The sequence below is a fragment of the Streptomyces sp. NPDC033178 genome (assembly GCF_055577685.1).
This window is the reverse complement of sequence record NZ_JBVIPT010000001.1, coordinates 573048-593218: the sequence shown is the minus strand read 5'-3', so window position 1 is coordinate 593218 and position 20171 is coordinate 573048. Positions and strand designations below refer to the sequence as shown.

Sequence of the window (20171 nt, the reverse complement as noted above, 5' to 3'; positions counted from 1 at the left end):
TCCTTCTGGGGTCGTTCGGGCGGTGTTGTCGTCCGGACTCAGGCGGTTCTCCCGGCCGCGAGGGACTCCAGCTGGAGCAGGTGGAGGGCCAGCGGCTGGAGCCGGCTGACGCGCTGCGGAGCCCCCGGGCCGCGGCCCGCGGCCAGCAGCCGTTGCAGGATCCGGTCGGGGCTGCGCCACCAGTCCCGTTCGCTGTGCAGGGTGTGGCCGAGCAGCCGGGTGAGGTACGCCAGCCGGTGCCCGACCAGGACGGGCCCGTGGCGCTGCGGAACGGCCGAGGCGAAACCAAGGCCGGCGTGTTCGGGGAACGCCTTGTGCAGCGCCTGGTCGTGGAAGGTGCCGTCGATCAGGAAGCGGTGCGGCACCGAGGCGAGATGGTCGACGAGCGCGTGGTCGAGGTAGGGGGTGTGGATCACCGCGTGGTCGTCGCCCAGGGTGAAAGGGGCGAGGGCGATGGACCGCCGGGTCCGGTTCCAGAAGAAGAACGAGCCGAGCGGGAAGGCGGCGTCGGCGTGCCGGGCCAGTTCCCGCACGAGCCGGGCGCGGGCCCGTTCCCGGCTCCACGCGAGGCGGGTCCGGGGTCCCAGGAGGTGCTCGACGTGCGCTCCGGTGCGGCCGGCGGCCAGCAGCCGGTCCGCGAGCCCCGGCAGGTCCGTCACGTCGTACGGGTTCTTCCTGATCAGCGCGATGCTGGGGTTCTGCGCGAGCTCGCCACCGCCGAGCCCGTCGTACCAGAGGCCGCTGTGGCGGCGCAGGAAGGCCAGCAGGGACAGGGTCCAGGCGCCGTCCAGGGTGCCCATGCCCTGTGCCGGGTTGGCCGTGCGTTCCGCGCCGAACTGCGAGCGCGGCCGGGCGACGGTACGGTGCGGCAGGCCGAGGCGTTCGGCGAGGTGGGCGGCGACGCGGGCGTCGGCACCCGGGTCGGGCGGGAACTTCGCGCCGCTGACGCACAGCCGGGGCTGGGCGCCCTGACGGCAGAGCTCCAGCAGGATGTGCCGGGAGTCCCGGCCACCGCTCAGCGGAAGGACGTACGGCTCCGCGGGCAGCCGACGGGCCACGGCGGCGCGGAACAACTCGACGAAGCCGTCCACTGCAGCGGACTGCGTGAGGGCCGCGGGACCCGGCACGGGGAGTGCGGGCGAACGGATTTCGGGCCCGTCGGGGGTCCAGGTCAGTGTGGCGGCGGGGGGCAGCGCACGGATCGCGGCGAACGCGGTGTCCTCACCGAGGAAGAAGCCCAGCCGGATGAAGACGGCCAGTGCGTCGTCGTCGAGTTCGGCCCTCTCGCCGGGCAGGAGGAGGGCGAGCGGATCGGGGGAGAGTGTCAGGGAGCCGGCGTCGGCGCGGTAGTACAGCGGGTGCATGCCGTAGCGGTCGTTGCGGACGAGGAGGCGTTCGCCGTCCCACTCCCAGGCGGCGAAGACGCCCTCGGGCGGCGGTCCGTCGGCCAGGGGGTCCCCGTCGAGGGCGTGTCCGAGCCGTGCCTCCTTGTCGCCCTCGGCCCGGACCCCGTCGGGCGTGGCGACGAGCCGGATGCGGGGCTTCACCGGGCGTCCAGCAGGGGCCGTACGGCGGCCCCGATCCGGCGGGCCACCGCTTCCTGGTCGAGCACGGACTCGGCGAAGCCGATCGCGGCCTTCTTGTGCTCCTCGATCGCCGACGGGTGGGTCAGCCAGTCGTCGACGGTGCGGAACAGGTCGTCGGGCGCGGCGCAGGCCCGGCCGAGATGGTTGTCGTGGATCAGTCCCGGCACCCACCGCTCCATCGGCAGCCCCGACTCCAGCATGAGCACCGGGATCCCGAAGTAGGCCGCCTCCAGCGTGGTGTTGGGGCCCGCCTTCGAGACGAGCAGCCCGTACGGCGATCTGGACGCGCGGTCGATGTAGTCGAAGTACTCGGCCTGGGTGAGCCGGCTGTGGAACCGCCAGTGCGTGAGGCGCTGCGCTCCGGCGGCGGCGCGGCGGGCGAGGTCGGGGTCGTCGTAGCCGACGAACACCAGGTCGGTGTCCGGATGGTGTGCGGCGATGTGGTGCACCAGCTCCAGGTAGACGTCTCCGCCGCGGTTGCAGAAGACGATCAGCCGGGGGCGGCCGGAGTCGGCGTCCCCGCCCCAGGGGCCGGCCGCCGGAGCGGCGGACTCGCTGGTCATGAAGTCGCGCAGGTCGTGCTGGGCGACCAGCGGTCCCACCACCCGCACCCGGTCCGGATCGCCGCCCGTCTGCGCGAGCAGGTGGTCCTTCGCCCAGGCGAAACCCACCAGCGTAAGGTCGGGATGCGGACTGCGGTGCAGCGGCAGCTGGAGGAGCCCCGGGTTGGTGACATGGCTGACCACCCGGGTGCGCAGTCCCGCCAGCCGTACGGCGGCCACGCACAGCCGTGCCACGAAGCCCTTCGTGCCGACCACCACGTCCGGGGCGGTGGAGCGCAAGTGCTTGGTGAGCGGCGCCAGTTCGGTGATCTGCTCATGGGTGGGGTCGGCCTCGAAACCGCTGGGGAAACGTTCCTGGAGACGGGCCATCAGGGCCATGTAGCGCCGGGTGCGGACGGTCGCGTCCGGGCTCTCCAGCGAGATCGTGCGGATCTCGGCACCGGCCTCGCCGAGCCAGGGGAGGATCGGTTCTGCTTCCAGGAGGGTCACTTCCGCGTCGACGGCGCCGCGCAGCACCCGGGAGAACCGGGTGGCGGCGAGGTAGTTGCCGAACTCCCCCCAGGTCCGGGGCGACAGCACCTGTATGAGCGGACGGTCAGGGCGCACGGTGGGGCTCCTCGGTGAGATCGAGGCATGCAGGGGACGGGGTGTGCGTGGGCAGCGCCTGGTACCAGAGCTGGTACGTCAGGAGTGCCCACAGCTTGCGCGAGGTGTCTCGGCGGCCGCTGAGGTGGTCGTCGGTCAGGAGCCGAACGGCACGGCTGTCGAAAAGCCCGCCGCGGTCCAGCGCGGACGCGGAGAGCGTGTCGAGCAGCAGTGGACGCAACTCGTGCCGCAGCAGGGCGGCCAGCGGGGCGCGGAAGCCGAGCTTGGTGCGCCGCACGATGTCGGTCGGCAGCCAGTCGGCGGCGACCCGGCGCAACAGGTACTTACCGGTGAAGCGGCGCAGCTTCAGCGCGGTGGGCAGCGCGTTGCCGTACTCGACGAGGTCCAGGTCGAGGAAGGGGGAGCGCAGTTCCAGGGCGCTGCGCATGCCGCCGCGGTCGGTCTTGGTGAGGATCACGTCGCGCAGGAAGTGGGCGACGACGGCGAGTTGGCTGCGCTGCACGCCGGTGAGGCCCGGCTGGTCGTCCAGGAGCCGGGACACCTCGGCGAAGGGGTCGTGCCCGGCCAGGGCCGCGTGGGCGTCCGGGCGCAGCAGGCCGGGGAGTTCGGCAGGGCCGAAGGGGGCCGTGGACAGGTAGAAGCGGTGCTCGGGCGCCGCGCGCAGCCCGCGCGCCAGCAGGCCGAGGGCCGCGGCGGCGGGCAGGTTGCCGGACCGCGCGGGCAGCCTGCGGACGAGGGTTCGCACCAGGGCTTCCAGCCGGGGGGCCGGCATCAGCCGCAGCAACATCTCGATGGCCCGCTCGGCCTGGAAGTACCGGTAGCCCAGGAGCAGTTCGTCGGCGCCGTCCCCGGTGAGCACCCCGCGGACGTGCTGCCGTGCCGTCCGGCAGACGATGCGGGTGGGCAGCAGGGAGGGGTCGGCGAGGGGTTCGTCGGCCCGGGCGTACTCCGACTCCACCACGTCGGCGAGTTCGCGTCCGCCGATACGGACGACGTGGTGCTCGGTGCCCAGGTGCCGGGCGACCGAGCGGGCGTGGGCGCTCTCGTCGAAGTCGGGCTGCTCGAACCCCGCACTGAAGGTCAACACCGGCCGCTGCGGGGAGAGTTGCTGGGCGACGGCGGCCACCGCGCTGGAGTCGAGGCCCCCGCTCAGCAGCACCCCGAGCCGGCGCTCCGTGCTCATGACCCGGCGGGCCACCGCGGCCCGGAACAGCTCCTCGAAGCGTGCGGCAGCCTCCCGCGCGCTCGGCGTCCGTCCGCCCGGCGTCCGCGCGGCCGTCGCCAACCGGGGCCGCCAGAACTCCACTTCGCGCAGCCGGCCGCCGGAGTGCTCCAGGTAGCTGCCGGGGCGGACCTTGTACACGTCTGTCACCGCCGATCCCGGCGCGCAGAACGCCTGGAGCGTGAGATAGCCGGCGAGGGCCCGGATGTCCGGGGTGCGCGGCGCGTCGGGATGCCGCAGCAGTGCGGTGAGCTCGGAGGCGAAGGCGATCCCGCCGGGGACACGCGTGTAGTAGAGCGGCTTCTTGCCCATCGGGTCGCGGGCCAGCACGGTCGTCGCCGTGCGCGCGTCGTGCAGCACGAAGGCGTACATGCCGCGCACCCGCTCCAGTACCTTCATGCCGTGCCGCTCGTACAGCTCCACGAGTACCTCGGTGTCGCCGGCCGTGCGCAACCGGACTCCCGCGGCCCGCAGTTCGCGGCGAAGCTCCTCGTGGTTGTAGATCTCCCCGTTGAGGACGAGCGCGGTGGCACCGCTCGCGGAGACGAACGGCTGCCGGCCCCGGTCGGGGTCGACGAAGGTCAGGGCACAGTGTGCGAACGTCACGCCCCGGTGGTGGCACCAGTTGCTGCCGTCGGGGCCGCGGTGCGCCACCGCGGCCAGCATCCGGTCCGCCGTGGCGCGGGCGGCCTCCTGGCCACCGCTGAGGTCGCTGAATCCCACGAAGCCGCACATGCCGCCTACGACCGGTGGGTGGGCGCCATCTGGGCCGACGAGGCGGTTTCGTGCGGAGAGGTCCGGGCGAGCGACTGCCTGGCCCACTCGATCTGCGTGGCCAGCCCGGCGCGCAGTTCCGTCCGCGCGGTGAAGCCGAGGCGGCGGTGCGCCCGCCCGACGTCGGCCGTCGTGGCCCGTACGTCGCCGATGCGCGCAGGACCGTACCGCGCGTCGGGCGTCCTGCCGGTCAACTCGCCTGTCAGAGCCAGGACTTCGTTCATCGACGCAACCCGTCCCGTGCCGATGTTCAGGACACTGCTGCCCTTGTCGGGTGTCGTCGCGGCGAGCATCAGCGCGCGCACGATGTCCGACACGTGGACGAAGTCGCGGATCTGGGTGCCGTCGCCGTACACCTCGATCGGCTTGTTCTCCAGGGTGGCGCGGATGACCCGGCCGATGAACATGTCCGGGCGCTGGCCGGGGCCGTAGACGGTGAAGAACCGCAGGGCGCTCACCGACAGGGCGGCGTCGCGGCGGGCCGCGAAGGCGAGGGCGAGCCGTTCCGCGGCGAGTTTGGTGACCCCGTAGGGGGACAGCGGGCGAGGGAGGTCTTCCTCGCTCATCGTGCCCTCCGCGCCGCCGTAGACGCTTGAGGACGAGGCCATGACCACGCGGGGCACCGAGGCCCGGACACAGGCGTCCATGAGGCGTTGGGTGGCCAATACGTTGCAGTGGAGATACTCCGGGAATTGTGTCCAGGACGGGCGCACACCCGGCAATGCCGCTAAGTGGAAGACCGTGGAGGCATTTTCCAGACAGGCCGACAGATCCGTGGAGACGAGGTCTGCACGGATCGCGTGCAGGGATCCCAGCTCGGCGGACGGCGGGATTTCACCGGTGGCCCAACTCGATTTCCGGTCGATGCCCACCACGTTTGTGCCGCTGCGCCGCAATGCCTCGACGAGATGGGATCCGATGAAACCCGCGGCACCGGTGACCACTGCTCTTCCTGCGGATTCGACCCCGTTGTGCACGTCAGCCGACATTGAGAATCCCCCTTGGTTCCGTTGACTTCCGGTCGTTCAAGGCGGTGCTCCGTGCTGGTGCTGTCTCCGGGCGTCGGTCCAAATGCGGGTGCGCGAACTCGGCCGACCCGGACGTACACGGGTGCCGGCAGAACATGGCCGAGAATGGTTAGTACGCACGACGGCGTGCAAGGCGAATTGCCCAGAAGACCCGTGGAGTCTAACAGCGAGATGAATCGGCGGCAACGGCGTCCTGGACGGCATTAGCCCGACATTAAACGGCGGATCACATTCCGCATGTGGGCGGCCCATTCGCCCTCCCCGGCACAGGGACTCCCTATGACGAGTTCACCGGTGTGCGCGTCATTCCCAACGCCCGGGAACGGACTTTATGCTGAGGCCTTCCGCCGCCCGGGGAGGAACGCGTTGGCAGGCAGCCCGTTACGGCAGCTCTCCGTGCTGTTCCGCTATCTGCGCGGGGAACGGCCGTCCGTCCTCCTCCTCGCGGTGCTCGTTCCGCTGGGCATCGGGCTCCAGTTGGTGGCACCCCAGATGCTGCGCCGGTTCATAGACCACACGCTGTCCCGGAGCCCCTCCGACCTGTTGCTCGCGGTCGCCGCCTGGTACTTGGCGGCGGCCCTCGGGCTGCTCGTGGTGACCATCGGCTGCGACGCCGTGGCCGCGCGGCTCGCCTGGCGCACCACCAACCGGCTGCGCGCCGACCTGGTGGCCCACTGTCTGCGCCGGCCCTCCCGCTTCTACCAGCGGTACCCGCCCGGCGAACTCGTCGACCGCGTCGACGGCGACGTCACCAGACTCGCCGCGGTGATGTCCGCCCTGCTCCTGGAAGTCCTCGCGCAGATGCTGCTGGTCGTCGGAATCCTCGGCGCACTCTTCCAGCTCGACTGGCGACTGGCCCTGGTCTTCGCGCCGTTCGCCCTGGGAACTCTCCTGCTGCTGCGCCGGCTCGTGGGGAAGGCCATGCCCTTCGTCGCCGCCCGGCAGACCGCGTCCGCGGAACTCCTGGGCTTCCTGGAGGAACGTCTCGCCGGAGCCGAGGACCTGAGGACCAACGGAGCCTCCGCCCACACCCTGCGAGCCCTGGAGACCCGGCAGGCCGACCTGTACCGGAAGGCGCGCCGCGCGGCGCGGGTCTCCGTGCGCTGGCCCGCCACGGTCCAGGGCCTGTCCACCGTCAGCGTGGTCCTCGCCCTGGCCGTCAGTGTGTGGCTGCACGGCCGCGGACAGCTCTCCACCGGCACAGCCTTCGCCTGCCTGTCGTACGCCATGCTGCTGCGCCGCCCGCTGCTGGCCGTCACCACCCGCTTCCACGATCTGGAAGGGGCCGCGGTCAGCGTCCAGCGCCTCCAGGAACTGCTGCGGCAGGACGACGACGCCGGGCGCACCGGCACCCGCCACCTGCCCGCGGGACCCCTGGGCGCCCGGCTCGACCGCGTGTCCTTCTGGTACGACCCCGGTGAACCGGTGCTGCGTGACGTCTCCTTCCTGCTGCGCCCGGGGGAACGGCTCGGCATCGTCGGCCGTACCGGAAGCGGCAAGTCGACCGTCGTACGGCTGCTGTTCGGACTGCACCACCCGGTGAGCGGCGGCGTCAGCGTCGGCGGCCAGGACGTGGCCGGACTCGACACCCGGGTACTGCGCGGCCGGGTCGCCCTGGTCACCCAGGAGGTGCAGGTCTTCCACGCCACGCTCCGCGACAACCTCACGTTCTTCGACCACTCCGTCGACGATCACCGGGTGTGCGCCGCGCTGGAAGAGGCCGGGCTCACGGACTGGTGGCGCGAACTGCCCGACGGTCTGGACACCGTGCTGGGCACAGGAGCGCGGGGAATGTCCGCGGGGGAGGAGCAACTGCTCGCGCTGGCCCGGGTGTTCCTGCGGGACCCGGCCGTGGTCCTGATGGACGAGCCGACGGCCCGGCTGGACCCGCACACCGAGCGGCTGCTCATGCCCGCGATGGAGCGGCTGCTCGAAGGGCGGACCGCCGTCGTCGTCCAGCACCGGCCGCACGCGCTGCGCCACGTGGACCGCATTCTCGTCCTCGACGCGGGGACGGTGGTCGAGGACGGGGAGCAGACCGTGCTCGCCGCCGACCCGACCTCACGCTTCCACGAACTGCTACGCGCCGGCTGACGGGACGGGAGAGTGGCCGACATCGACGCACGGGGCACGTTCCGGCAGCTCGGGGCCGTGCTGCGCGGTTCGACGGGCGCGTACTGGACGCTGACCGGGCTGTGGGTGCTGTTGAGGGCGGGGACCCTGGCGGTGGGGCTGCTGTTCCAGCGGCTGTTCGACCAGATCGGCGCCGGCGGCGGGGTCTGGCTGCTCATCGCCTGGGTGGCCGCGATCGAGGGGGCACGGCTGTGCCTGCAGTTCGGCGTCATGATCAACCGGCTGGAGCCGCGGGTCCAGTACGGCACGACGATCCGGATGCGGCGGGAACTGCTGGGTTCCGCCCTGCGCGGTCGGGGAGCCGCGGCCCGTACCACCTCGGGGGAGGGGCTGCGCGTGGTGGGCGAGGACGTCGACGAGACGGGCTTCTTCGTGGCCTGGGCGCCCACCAACCTCGCGCACTGGCTGTTCGTCTTCGCCTCCGTAACCGTCATGATGCGGATCGACGCGGTGGTCACGAGCGCGCTGCTGGCACTGCTGGTCCTGGTCGCGCTGGTCACGGCGGCGGTCCACGGCCACTTCCTCCGCTACCGGCGCGCCACCCGTGGCGCGTCGGCCGAGGTCGCGGGCGCCCTGCGGGAGGCGGTCGGGGCCGTGAAGGCGGTGCAGGCGGCGGCAGCCGAGGACCATGTGGCGGCGCACATCGACCGGTTGAACGAGGCCCGGGCGAAGGCGGCGGTGCGCGAGGAACTGTTCGCGGGCGTGCAGCGGACCGTGATCGGCAACGCGGCCCCCCTCGGTATCGGCGTCGTACTGCTGCTGACGGCGGGCCGGGCACACAGCGGGACGTTCAGCGTCGGCGACCTGGCGCTGTTCACCTTCTATCTGCAGATCCTCGCCGAGGCGCTGGCCTCGATCGGGATCCTCTCGGTGCGACTACAGCGGGTCTCGGTGGCGCTCGGCCGGATCGCGGACTTCCTCGGACGACGGCCCCGGACACCGGCCGAGGAACCGGCGCCCGTGCCTGAACGGGCAACCGAGCTCCGGGAGTTGACCGTCCGCGGGCTGACCGCCCGGTATCCCGGCTCGGAGCGCGGTATCGAGGACGTCGACCTGACCGTCGTACGCCACTCCGTCACCGTGGTCACGGGCGGCGTCGGCTCGGGCAAGTCGACACTGATACGGGCCGTCCTCGGACTGCTGCCGCACGAGCGGGGCACCGTGCTGTGGAACGGGGAACCGATCGTCGACCCCGCGAACTTCCTGGTGCCTCCGCGCTGCGGCTACACCCCCCAGGACCCGCGCCTGTTCAGCGGATCGCTGCGGGACAACGTCCTGCTGGGCCTCGGTGACGACGACGGGAGGATCTTCGAGGACGTCGCGCACACCGCCGTCCTGGCCCCCGACGTGGCAGCGATGCAGGACGGTGCCGACACCGTCGTGGGCCCGCGGGGCCTCAGGCTGTCCGGCGGCCAGCTCCAGCGGACGGCGATCGCCCGGATGCTGGCCCGACACCCCGAACTCCTGGTCATGGACGACGTGTCCAGCGCCCTGGACCCCGCGACCGAGCAACTCCTGTGGAGCCGGCTGCTGGACGGCTCGGTCACCGTCCTCGCGGTGTCGCACCGGCCCGCGCTGCTGCGCGCGGCGGCCCGCGTGGTGGTCCTGAAGGACGGGCGCGTGGACGCGGCGGGGACCTGGGAGGAGGTGCTGGCCGAGTCCGCGGAGATGCGACGCATCTCGTCGCAGGCGGACTAGGAGTGTGAACCGTCACCGACGTCCCCGGACAACTCACCGATGTCCCCGTACAACGTCACCGACGTCCCCGTACAACACTCCTGGTCCGGTCCGGCGGATCACGCGGGCGTCGCGGGGTCCGGCATGCCTAGGGTGCCGACACCGGCGCGCCTTCGCGCGACGCGCCGAGTTCGGTCCAGATGCCGTCCAGCGCGTCGACGAACCACCGGACGTCGGCCGCCTCGTGAACCGCGGAGGGGGCGATCCGGAGGATCTCCTCGCCCGTCGGCACGCTCGGCGCGTTGATGGCCTGCACATAGGCGCCGTGCCGCTCAAGCAGCAGCGCCGACATCTCCTTGCAGAGGCGGTCCTCACCGACGAGGACCGACACGATGTGGGTCTGATCGGACAGGAAGGGGATGCCCCTGTCCCGCAACAGCCCGTGCATCAGGGTGGCGTTGGCCGTGAGCCGCTCTCGTTCCCGCTGGGAGCCGCGCAGATGCCTTACGGCGGCGAGCGCACCGGCGGCCACCGCGGGCGGCAGTGCCGTGGTGAAGATGAACGAGCGGGCGAACGCCCGGACCGCGTCCATCAGGATGGCCGGCCCGGCGACATAGCCGCCGGTCATCCCGAAGCCCTTGGCCAGCGTCCCCATGACCACGGTGAACGCGGGGGCGAGGCCCTCCTGCGCCGCGATGCCGGCACCCTCGGGGCCGTACATGCCGACGGCGTGCACCTCGTCCACGAACGTCACCGCCCCGTACCGCTTGGCGATGTCGGCGATCTCCGCGAGTGGCGCGATATCGCCGCGCATGGAGTGCACGGACTCCGTCACGACGAGTTTGGGCCGCTGCGGATCCACACCGGACAGCAGTTTCTCAAGATGCGCGCAGTCGTTGTGCCGGTAGATGAACTTCTGGGCTCCGCTGTGCCGCAAACCGTCGATGATGGACGCGTGGTTCAACTGGTCGGAGAACACGGCACAGTCGTCGATGCGCCCGGCGAGCACGGAGAGCGCGCCCTCGTTGGCCGAATATCCGGAGGTGAACAGCACCGCGTCCTCCTTTCCGTGCAGCGCGGCCAGTTCCGCCTCCAACGCGACGTGATAATGGTTCGTCCCGCCTATGTTGCGCGAACCGCCGGAGCCGGCCCCGCATTCGTCGACGGCGCTCTTCATCGCTGCCAGAACATCCGGGTGCTGACCCATACCTAAGTAGTCGTTGCTGCACCAGATCGAGATCTCGCCATGGTGTGCCGTACCGGCCGCCGGGAAGCGGCCCGCGATACGGCCGAGCTCCAGGAACTCCCTTTTCCGCTCGGACGTCTCTTGCCCAAGGCGTGCGAAGAAATCCATGTACTCGGACATGTCTCATACTCGCTCTCTGTCGCTTTCCCTCCGGCGCGCCTCATCGTAGGATGCCTCGCGGTCCCTGCACAGTGCGCCTTCGCACGAAAGCGGAGTATCGATGACCGAATTTGAAATCTTTCTCCCGCGGATTCACAAGGCTCTTTCCGGCCGTTCGGGAATGCGCGGACCGGGCCGATGAGGGGCGGTGCCACGCTCTCGGCGGCGGATGTGCTCGCGGACTCCGCGACGCGTCGGCCCGACCACACGGCGCTGGTGGCCGGCGATCGGCGCATCTCCTACGGCGACCTCTGGCTGACCGCGTGCCGGTACGCGGCGGCGCTGCGCGACCGGGGCATCGGCCCCGGCGACCGGGTTGCGCTGCTGCTGCCCAACACACCGGCCTTCCCGGCGGCCTACTTCGGTGCCCTCGCTCTCGGCGCGACCGTCGTACCGGTGAACGCACTGCTGAAGGCGGAGGAGATCGCGTACATCCTCAGGCACTCGGGGGCCCGGGCCGTGCTGTGCGCGGGATCGCTCCTCGGGGAGGGGGAGCGGGCGGCGAAGCGCGCGGAGGTGCCGCTGCTGACTGTGGAGGCGGACGACGACGGCAGCGGGAGGGCGCTGGACGAGCTCGCGGCCCTGGCCGTGCCGATCGAGGCCCCGGTGCCCTGCGCGCCGGACGACATCGCGCTGATCCTCTACACCTCGGGCACCACGGGCCGCCCCAAGGGCGTCATGCTCAGCCACCTCAACCTGGTCATGAACATCGACACGACGGTGCTCTCGCCCTTCGCCATGGACTCCGGCGATGTCCTCCTGGGCTGCCTGCCCCTGTTCCACACCTTCGGCCAGGTCTGCGGCATGGGGACGTGCTTCCGCGTCGGCGCGACCCTCGTCCTGATGTCCCGCTTCACACCGGACGGGGCGCTCGACGTGATGGTGCGCGAGGGATGCACGGTTCTCATGGGAGTGCCGACGATGTACATCGCGCTGCTGGAGGCCGCGGCCCGGGACGCCCGCCGTCCGCCGCTCGCACGGGCGTACTCCGGGGGCTCGGCACTGCCGGTACGGGTGCTCCAGAACTTCGAGACGACCTTCGGCTGCCCCGTCCACGAGGGCTACGGCCTGACCGAGACCTCCCCCTGTGTCGCCTACAACCAGAGCGCCTGGCCCCGGCGGCCGGGCACCGTGGGCAAGCCGATCCGGGGCGTGGAGGCGGAGATAGCCCGGGCCGGTACCGAGGACAGGATCGTGCTGCTTCCACCGGGCGAGGTCGGCGAGATCGTGGTCCGCGGCCACAACGTCATGAGCGGCTATCTCGACGACCCCGCGGCCACCGAAGCCGCGCTCGTGGACGGCTGGTTCCGCTCGGGCGACCTCGGAGTGAAGGACGCCGAGGGCTATCTGACGATCGTCGACCGCAAGAAGGACATGATCGTGCGCGGCGGGTACAACGTGTACCCGCGCGAGGTCGAGGAGATCCTGTCCCGCCACCCGTCCGTCGCCCAGGTTGCGGTGATCGGCGTCCCCGACGCGCGCTACGGCCAGGAGATATGCGCGGTGATCGTCCCCCGCCCCGGCGCCGCGACGGACGAGTCTCTCGCGGAGGGCATCATCGCCTGGACCCGTCGGCGCATCGCCTCCTACAAGTACCCGCGCCGCGTGGAGTTCGCCGCCGCACTCCCGCTGGGCCCGAGCGGGAAGGTCCTCAAACGGGAACTCGTCGCCCTGATCGGAGCGGGACCGAGCAATGGATCATGAGTGTGCCGTGGCCCTCAGGGCACGAACGTGTCCGTCAGACGGATGTCGTAGCCGTCCTCTTCCATCAGGACGACGGTGACGCCGAAGGGGGACGGGTGATCCATCTCCAGCGGAGTGAAGGAGAAGTCGACGGCGGCCCGGATCGGCGGGACCAGGTCGCCGCCCTGCTGCGGCTCGGGCGCGGGAAGCCAGTGGGGCGCGGCCGCCGCCTGGCCCTCGGGAGAGGGGGGTGAAGGCTGTTCGGTGTAGGGGAGCTGGTGGAGAACGTGGCCGCCGTCCTTCGTGGCGTGCACCATGTTCAGACAGGGTGCCGGACCGGTGACCGGCAGCTGACAGGCCGTGGCGACGTCCTGGGTCTCCCAGACGAGAACGACTTCGTCCGCGCCGGCCGCCGCCGCGATGTTCGAGAGCTGGGCGATGCCGGTTTGCGCGTCCCTGCCGGCGGCGGTGGGGCGTACCCGGATCAGACCGACGAGTTCGCCGCGCACCAGCGGCATGATGACCGGGCGGGGCACGCCCCCTTCGCTCAGACCCGCGGTGTACGCGTTCTTCATCGACTCGACCAGCGTGTCCCAGATCTGCGTGTCCACGAACTTCCCCTTACCAACGACCTGTTCACGAGCACGCCGACCCTGTCACGGCAGCCGCCCGGCCGCCAGCGGCCGTGGACAGGGCCGTCACGGTCGCTGCGTCGACAACGTCGCGCTGCCGCCGCCACCGCCGTGAGACGGGCGCACCGCACGCAGGGGAAAGCCCCGACTGGACGGGGGAGACCAGCCGGGGCCGTAGGCCGTGGCGTGCGGAGGGCGGTCGCCTCTCGGCGGAGTGCTCCATGGGGCTTCAGCCGAACGATCGTCCCCATGGGCTTGAGGTGAGGCCCGGGGACACTGTCCCCTCCGCAGCCACATACGGATGAACGGCCGGAAGTCCCCGCTTGTTCCGTGAGGGGGGCCGGGCGCCTTGTGAGTTGGGGCACTCAAGGGCGCGCCGAGCTCGGCGAGCGCCTCGCCGAGAGCGCATCCGCCCGGGCGCTCAGGGCGTGTCCTGTGCCTCCGCCAGTGCCGCCAGGCCGGAGCGGTGCATGACCTGATCCACGGTTTCGGTGAGGGAACTGCCTGCGGGAATCACGGTCTCGATGTCACCCGGCAGGAGGTCCAGCGGCCGGTACCAGTCCCGCAGTTCGCTCTCGCCGACCGTGTGGGCGATCGGTTTGGTGGCGTGCCGGGCGAGGGTCTCCTCGAAGGGGACGTCCAGGTAGAAGCAGTGGGTGCGGTGGGAGTGGTCGGCCAGGAGCCGGGCCAGCATCTCGCCGTAGTGCGCGACGTACAGAATGCCTTCCAGTACGGTGTGGAAGCCGTGTTCCAGAGCGTGCCGGACGGTCAGGTCGATCAGGCCGATGTTCGCGCCGCCGGGGATGTCGCGCTCGCGCAGAACCTCGCGGCGGAGGGTGTCCTGGCTCACCAGGGCGAGACCCCGCCCATATCGCTCACGCAAGCCCGCGGCCACCGAACTCTTGCCGCTCGCGCTGTTGCCGCGCAGCACGACCAGTTGTGCGGGGGAGGAGATGGTCGTCATCGCGATCACCCTACCGATGGCGCCCCCGCTCACTGGCAGGGCGAGGGCGTACAGGCGCAGGGCGACGGCGTACTGGCAACGTCTCCGCCGGGAGCGCGAGCCGCCGCCCAAATGTGTTTGTCCGTCTTCGCGATACCGCACTACCTTGCCGGGGTGGATCTCTTCTCACGCTCCTGGACGGCGTTGCGCGCGGCGGTCGCCGAGCTGTCGGACGAGGACTTCGCCCGGCCGTCCGGCTGTACCGGCTGGCTCGTACGGGACCTGGTCTGCCATCTGGTCATCGACGCTCAGGACGTCCTGATCACCCTCGTGACCCCCGCCGAAGCCGAACCGACCCGCGACGCGGTGACCTACTGGGACGTCGCCGAAACGCCGCCGACCGGCGAGGACCCGCTCGACGCGCTGACCGTCCGGCTGGCCGCCGCGTACGGGGAGCCATGGCTGCTCAAGTTCCACCTGGACGACGTCGGTTCGGCCGCCGGCCGCGCCGCCGAACTCGCCGACCAGGGCCTGCGGGTGGGCACCCGCGACCAGGTCCTCACCACGGGCGACTACCTCTCCGCGTACGTCCTCGAGTGGACGCTGCACCACCTCGACCTGGTCGCACACCTCCAGGACGTGGCGGAACCGCCCGCGGACGGGCTCGCAAGGTCCCGCGGGATGCTGGAGGAGATCGCCGGGTCCGCGTTCCCCGCGTCGTTCTCCGACAAGGACGCACTGCTGGTCGGCACCGGACGGCGTGCCCCGACCGACGCGGAGAACACCGAACTGGGCGAACTGGCCGCGAAACTCCCGATCGTCCTCGGCTGACCGTTCCACGAAATCCGTCAATTCCATTCAATCATCCTGATTCCATTCAATCGTCGTGACCCGCGAAACGATAGATTTGAGGTATGGACCTCGACGAGTTCCGCGCCCTGTTGGTCCGGCACGCGCGGCCGGACTGGACCACCGCCATCGACGGCGTACTGATTTCGAAGGTCGACCGCTCCGATCCGCCGTACCTGTCGATGTCCGGCACGGTGCTCGCGGTCATCGCCCAGGGCGCGAAGCGCCTCGCACTGGGTGAGCGGGTCTACGAGTACGGCGCCGGGCAGTACCTCGTCACCTCGGTCGATCTGCCGGTCACCGGACACTTCACCGAAGCCACTCCGGAGCACCCGGCGCTGGGTTTCGGGCTCACGCTGGAGCCGTCCGCCGTCGCCGAGCTGCTGTTGCAGGCGGGGGCGGAGGGCATCCCCCGCTCGGGAGGCAGCGCGCCGCCGGGCATCGCGGTCAGCGACGCTCCCGAGCCGTTGCTCGACGCCGTGGTCAGGCTGTTGCGCCTGCTGGACGAGCCCCGCGACCGAGCGGTGCTCGCGCCGCTGGTCAAACGCGAGATCCTCTGGCGGCTGATCACCGGCGAACAAGGCGGCATCGTGCGCCAGTTGGGCCTGGCCGACAGCAGCCTCAGCCACATCGCGCGGGCGGTGCGATGGATCCGGGACCACTACGCGCAGCCGTTCAGGGTCGAGGACGTGGCTCAGCTGTCCGGCATGAGCGTCTCCGCCTTCCACCGCAACTTCCAGACGGTGACCGCGATGAGCCCCATCCAGTTCCAGAAGCAGATCCGCCTCCAGGAGGCCCGGCTGCTGCTGGCCACCCACCCCAACGACATCACCGGCGTCGGCCGGCGCGTCGGCTACGACAACCCGTCACAGTTCAGCCGGGAATACCGCCGCCAGTTCGGCGCGCCACCCAGCCAGGACGCCGCCGGCCTGCGCCGCTCCGTGCGCACGCCCGCGGCCGCGCTGCCCTGACAGGGCACAACTCGACAGAAGAGGATTGTGCAAGGAGGCGGGAGAATCGTTGTTCTTTTTCCCGGTTCCGGAGTGCTTCCATGAATGAGTCGGATTCCCCAGTGGATTGTCCAACGGATTCGCCGGCGGGCAAATGTGAATCCACTCATGTGCAGGAGGCACGTCATGAAGGTCGCCATTGTCACCGGTGCCAGTTCCGGTATCGGCCAGAGCGCGGCAATACAGATCGCCAAGCGGGGGGTCGGAGTGATGGTGACCTTCGGCGGCAACCGCCAAGGAGGCCTGGACACCGTGGCGGCGATCGAGAAGGAGGGCGGTACGGCTGTCGCGCTGCCGCTGGACGTCGGCGAGAGCGGCAGCTTCCCGGCCTTCCGCACGTCCGTGGCCGACGTACTGCGTGACACCTGGGGGCGCGACAGCTTCGACCATCTCGTCAACAACGCCGGCTTCGGGCAGATGGCGATGTTCGAGGACACCACCGAGGAACTCTTCGACCGGTTCACGCGGGTCCTGCTCAAGGGCCCGTACTTCCTGACCCAGACGCTGCTGCCGTTGATGGCCGACGGCGGGGCCGTCGTCAACACGACCAGCAACTCGGCGATGACGTCCGGTCTGGAGCCCGGCTACTCGGCCTACGCGTCGATGAAGGGCGGCCTGATCGTACTGACCCGCTACATGGCCAAGGAGTTCAGCACGCGGGGCATCCGCGTCAACGCGGTCGCACCGGGTTCCACCCGCACCCGGATCTCCGACGACGCCTTCGAGCGGTTCCCCGAGGTGATCCCGGCCCTCGCGGCGAAGACGGCACTCGGCAGGGTGGGCGAACCCGACGACATCGGCTCGGTGATCGCCTCGCTGCTCTCCGAGGAGAGCCGCTGGATCACTGCGCAGAACATCGAGGTGTCCGGCGGCTACAACCTCTAGCCGACGGTCACCGGCTTCGGCCCTTGCCCACGGAGCCTCCTCGGCACCCCGCGTCGACCACCGGCCGGAAGTCACCTGTGGACACCCCTGCCCCATTGATGGGGTGGCGTATCGCGGCTTCGATGGCCTCTGCCGGGCGGCGCTCGGCCACCGGCATGGCCGGCGAGGGGGTTGGGGGAGCGTGCAGCACTCCAGAAATGTCAGAGGACGCAGAGGCGGTTCCAGAGCACGGTTGATCGGATTATCGGGTGCGGCGGCGCTGTTCGGTGTCGCCGCGCTCGTCGTCCCGGCGGTTCCTGCCGACGCGGCGACAGCGGGATCAGCACCGCAACCGCCGAGCCCGGGCGAGGTGATACCGGGCCAGGAGACGCTCACACCGGCGCTCGTACGGGACATCCGAGAGCAGGCGCCGTCGACCGGCAGCGCGGCGGGCGCGGCCCGCACCTACCTGGACGACAGGCGGAGCCGGTACCGCATCGCGGACGCGCAGCGCGATCTCGTACCCGCCGGGACCACCGCCGCGGGCGGCCGGGAGACGGTCCGGCTCCAGCAGAGGCACCGGGGCGTGCCCGTCCTGGGTGGCCAGTACATCGTCCGCATGGAGAAGAAGGACGGGGAGCGGGTCGTCACCGGCACCTCGGGCAAGTACTTCACCGAACTGCGCACCGCCACGACGCCCGAGGTCGGCGAGGAACTCGCCGTCGAGCGTGCCGTCGACGCCGTCCTCGCCGACCTCGACGCGAAGCACTTCGCCGCGCGGCTGCCGCGTGAGGGTGACGAGGACGAGTCCCCGCTCACGGGCACCGCCCGCGGGCTCGTCGTCCTGCCCACCGGGGCAGGCGTCCTCACCCAGCGGGTCACCGTGCGCGGCACCGACCCGGCGAGCGGTGAACCCGTACAGCGTGAGGTCTACATCGACGCCCGCGCCGGATATCCGGTCCTCCAGTACAGCGGTATCAAGACGTTCGGCGCACCCGGCCAGGCAGCCGGGAAGCCGGCCGCGGACACCGCGCCGAAGCGGGCTCGGGCCGCGGAGAAGGGATCGGGCGTCCGGCTCGACGGCACGACCGTCGCCCTCGACGTGGAACTCGACGAGAACCGTGGCGAGTACGTCCTGCGCGACCGCACCCGAATACCCGGCGACGAGTTCGCCGACAACGTCCTGTCCACCTGGGACGCGCGCGGCAAGTGGGCCAGTGACGTGGGCGGGCAATGGCCTGACGGGATCCAGGAGTTCGGCTCGCCGACCCCCGGGTTCGGCACCGGGGCCACCGAATCGGGAGCCGTCGACGCGCACTGGGCCGCCGGGCAGGTCTACGACTACTTCAAGGACAAGCACGGCCGGAACAGCCTCGACGGCCGCGGCATGACCATCAACTCCCTGGTGGGCATCACCGACTACGGGCAGCCGTACGTCAACGCCTTCTGGGACGGCCGGAAGATGGTGTACGGCACCGGCGACGCCGAGTACCGCCCGCTCTCCGCGAGCGTGGACGTCGTAGGCCACGAGATGACGCACGGCGTGATCGAGCACTCCGCGAACCTCGTCTACGCGGGCCAGTCCGGCGCCATGAACGAGGCGATCGCGGACTACTTCGGCAACGCGATCGAGACCGACGTGTACGACGTCCCGGTGACGGACCCCGACGCGGGTCTCCTCGGTGAACGGCTCTGCCGTACGAAGACCCCCCGGGAGTGTGCGCTGCGCGACCTCAACGACGGGCGGAACACGGCCAAGTCCTTCCTCGGAGTCGGCTTCGCCACCGACAACGGTGGCGTCCACCTCAACTCGACCATCTTCGGCGGGGCGCTGTGGGACGCCCGCGAGGACCTGGGCGCCGAGGTCACCGACCGGATCGTCTACAAGGCACTGACGGAGTACCTGACGCCGCTCGACGGCTTCACCGAAGGACGGGCCGCCGTGCTCGCGGCGGCCCAGGACCTGGGCGTCCCGGCGGCCGGCCAGAAGGCGCTGCAACGCGCCTTCACCGCCCACGGAATCGTCCCCGGCTGGGAGCTGGCCCTCGGAGTGGACTCAGACCCCCTCCTCGACCGGATCAACACCACCCGTACGAACCTGGGTGCGGGCGGCGGCTGGTGGGCGTCGTCCAAGTCCAACGAGGAGGGCTCGGAACCGTACTCGGTGTGGGCCGGACGCGCCGACGGCGAGGGGCAGCTCAAGCTGATGAGCCCCAACGACGGCCGCTACCACGTCAATCCGGCGACCGACGGCAGGACGGTGGTGTGGCAGGCGCACGGCTCCGACGGCGTCGACATCCTGGCCAGGCCCCTCGCGGGCGGTCCCGTGAAGGTGCTGTGGCACGGCAGGGCCGTGGGCAGTTCGGTGGACGTCGACGGTGACGTGGTGGCCTTCGACTACCAGAACCACGGCGGGCGTCAGGGCGTGGCGTATCTGAGTCTGAAGGACCCGACGAACAAGGTGACGACCGGCGGAGGGACCTACCACCGGGCGTACTCCTCGTCGGTGAGCAACGGCAGGGTCGCCTACCAGGAGCGGCGACGGGTGCGTGCCGAATACGCGCTGAACACGGTCGTCGTCGATGTCGCGACCGGTGAGAGGAAGCAGATCCAGACGGCCCCGGGCGGCACGAGCCTCGGCCCGACGGCCATCAACGGCTCATACGTCTTCTGGCTTCTCGACGAGGGCACGGCCGAGGGCAGAACGGCCCTGCGCCGCGCGGCGCTCGACGGTTCCGGCGTGGTGGACCTCAGTCCGCAGACCGGGCCCGACGCGCTGAACGCGTACGACGTGACCGTGTCCGAGGACGCGGTGACGGTCGGCACCTACCTCCCCGGCACCGAGATCCGCAACGAGTCGGTTCCCAAGCTCTACCAGTTCACGGCGGGCGGCTCGCCCGAGGACCCCGGCACGCGCAAGGGCCGCGTCTCCTGCAACCGCGGCGAGCAGGCGTCGGCCGCAGCGGTGGCGGGCAGCCAGGTGGTGTGGCTGGACGCGACGACCGGCGTCACCGACCTGGTGACCCGCACCCGCCCGACGGGCCGATGCGGCTGACCGCACGGAGCGACTGACAGCGGGCGGTGGGGGGGGGGGGGGGGGGGGGAGAGGAGGACAAGAAAGAAACCGGACGGGCCCCCCCCCGCCACCCCTCCGCCTACCGCGCGACCCGTAACCACTAACAGAAACTACTCCAAG

14 protein-coding genes are annotated in these 20171 nt (G+C 70.9%); 7 read left to right on the top strand and 7 right to left on the bottom strand.

Translation table 11 applies throughout. From position 1 onward, the window contains the following. Positions 1-38: 38 nt before the first annotated feature. From ACZ5VQ_RS02900 to ACZ5VQ_RS02885, 4 genes are read right to left on the bottom strand one after another with little or no spacing between them, the layout of a single operon-like run. The gene (locus ACZ5VQ_RS02900; RefSeq protein WP_469103362.1) at positions 39-1547 is read right to left on the bottom strand and encodes an asparagine synthetase B family protein; all 1509 of its coding nucleotides are present in this window, start codon (positions 1545-1547) and stop codon (positions 39-41) included. After that, positions 1544-2755: a glycosyltransferase family protein gene (locus ACZ5VQ_RS02895; RefSeq protein ID WP_469103361.1), complete on the bottom strand. Its 1212-nt coding sequence runs from the start codon at positions 2753-2755 to the stop codon at positions 1544-1546. The genes ACZ5VQ_RS02900 and ACZ5VQ_RS02895 overlap by 4 nt, the downstream gene beginning before the upstream one ends. Beyond that, positions 2745-4700 (bottom strand): asparagine synthase (glutamine-hydrolyzing), encoded by a 1956-nt coding sequence (gene asnB, locus ACZ5VQ_RS02890; protein WP_469103360.1) that lies wholly within the window; start codon positions 4698-4700, stop codon positions 2745-2747. The genes ACZ5VQ_RS02895 and asnB overlap by 11 nt, the downstream gene beginning before the upstream one ends. Before the next feature lie 17 nt (positions 4701-4717). After that, complete coding sequence (locus ACZ5VQ_RS02885; protein WP_469103359.1) at positions 4718-5740, bottom strand: NAD-dependent epimerase/dehydratase family protein; 1023 nt, start codon at positions 5738-5740, stop codon at positions 4718-4720. A gap of 405 nt (positions 5741-6145) precedes the next feature. Here ACZ5VQ_RS02885 and ACZ5VQ_RS02880 point away from each other — a divergent pair, with 405 nt between their 5' ends. Together ACZ5VQ_RS02880 and ACZ5VQ_RS02875 are read left to right on the top strand one after the other, a co-directional pair. Continuing rightward, positions 6146-7873, top strand: coding sequence for an ABC transporter ATP-binding protein (locus ACZ5VQ_RS02880; protein WP_469103358.1), 1728 nt, complete (start codon positions 6146-6148; stop codon positions 7871-7873). Positions 7874-7885: 12 nt separating this feature from the next. After that, a complete protein-coding gene (locus tag ACZ5VQ_RS02875) occupies positions 7886-9610 on the top strand; it encodes an ATP-binding cassette domain-containing protein (protein ID WP_469103357.1) in 1725 nt (574 codons plus the stop codon). 127 nt (positions 9611-9737) lie between these two features. On the opposite strand, the gene hemA is transcribed toward ACZ5VQ_RS02875, so the two are convergent. Continuing rightward, positions 9738-10955 carry a 5-aminolevulinate synthase gene (hemA, locus tag ACZ5VQ_RS02870; RefSeq protein WP_469103356.1) on the bottom strand — a complete coding sequence of 406 codons (1218 nt, stop codon included), beginning with the start codon at positions 10953-10955 and terminating at the stop codon, positions 9738-9740. Positions 10956-11132: 177 nt separating this feature from the next. Between hemA and ACZ5VQ_RS02865 the strand changes: the two genes are divergently transcribed. After that, on the top strand, positions 11133-12698 hold the full coding sequence (locus ACZ5VQ_RS02865; protein ID WP_469103355.1) for a long-chain-fatty-acid--CoA ligase: 1566 nt from the start codon (positions 11133-11135) through the stop codon (positions 12696-12698). Between the two features lie 14 nt (positions 12699-12712). Here the strand turns inward: ACZ5VQ_RS02865 and ACZ5VQ_RS02860 are convergent, their stop codons facing one another. Together ACZ5VQ_RS02860 and ACZ5VQ_RS02855 are read right to left on the bottom strand one after the other, a co-directional pair. Then, on the bottom strand, positions 12713-13288 hold the full coding sequence (locus ACZ5VQ_RS02860) for a hypothetical protein (RefSeq protein ID WP_469103354.1): 576 nt from the start codon (positions 13286-13288) through the stop codon (positions 12713-12715). Between the two features lie 442 nt (positions 13289-13730). Next, entirely contained in the window at positions 13731-14273 is a 543-nt protein-coding gene (locus ACZ5VQ_RS02855; protein ID WP_469103353.1) for an AAA family ATPase, read from the bottom strand. 153 nt (positions 14274-14426) lie between these two features. Between ACZ5VQ_RS02855 and ACZ5VQ_RS02850 the strand changes: the two genes are divergently transcribed. From ACZ5VQ_RS02850 to ACZ5VQ_RS02835, 4 genes are all read left to right on the top strand, one after another. Then, positions 14427-15083, top strand: coding sequence for a maleylpyruvate isomerase N-terminal domain-containing protein (locus tag ACZ5VQ_RS02850; protein WP_469103352.1), 657 nt, complete (start codon positions 14427-14429; stop codon positions 15081-15083). Positions 15084-15166: 83 nt separating this feature from the next. Beyond that, a complete protein-coding gene (locus tag ACZ5VQ_RS02845; RefSeq protein ID WP_469103351.1) occupies positions 15167-16072 on the top strand; it encodes an AraC family transcriptional regulator in 906 nt (301 codons plus the stop codon). Between the two features lie 165 nt (positions 16073-16237). Further along, a complete protein-coding gene (locus ACZ5VQ_RS02840; protein WP_469103350.1) occupies positions 16238-16996 on the top strand; it encodes an SDR family NAD(P)-dependent oxidoreductase in 759 nt (252 codons plus the stop codon). Between the two features lie 232 nt (positions 16997-17228). Next, positions 17229-20030, top strand: coding sequence for a M4 family metallopeptidase (locus ACZ5VQ_RS02835; protein WP_469103349.1), 2802 nt, complete (start codon positions 17229-17231; stop codon positions 20028-20030). Positions 20031-20171 lie beyond the last annotated feature (141 nt).

What these genes read in the sequence shown, in the direction of transcription:
- ACZ5VQ_RS02845 (WP_469103351.1), top strand. Translation starts at nt 15,167, where the DNA reads ATGGACCTCGACGAGTTCCGCGCCCTGTTGGTCCGGCACGCGCGGCCG.
- ACZ5VQ_RS02840 (WP_469103350.1), top strand. Translation starts at nt 16,238, where the DNA reads ATGAAGGTCGCCATTGTCACCGGTGCCAGTTCCGGTATCGGCCAGAGC.
- ACZ5VQ_RS02865 (WP_469103355.1), top strand. Translation starts at nt 11,133, where the DNA reads ATGAGGGGCGGTGCCACGCTCTCGGCGGCGGATGTGCTCGCGGACTCC.
- hemA (WP_469103356.1), bottom strand. Translation starts at nt 10,955, where the DNA reads ATGTCCGAGTACATGGATTTCTTCGCACGCCTTGGGCAAGAGACGTCC.
- ACZ5VQ_RS02855 (WP_469103353.1), bottom strand. Translation starts at nt 14,273, where the DNA reads ATGACGACCATCTCCTCCCCCGCACAACTGGTCGTGCTGCGCGGCAAC.
- ACZ5VQ_RS02885 (WP_469103359.1), bottom strand. Translation starts at nt 5,740, where the DNA reads ATGTCGGCTGACGTGCACAACGGGGTCGAATCCGCAGGAAGAGCAGTG.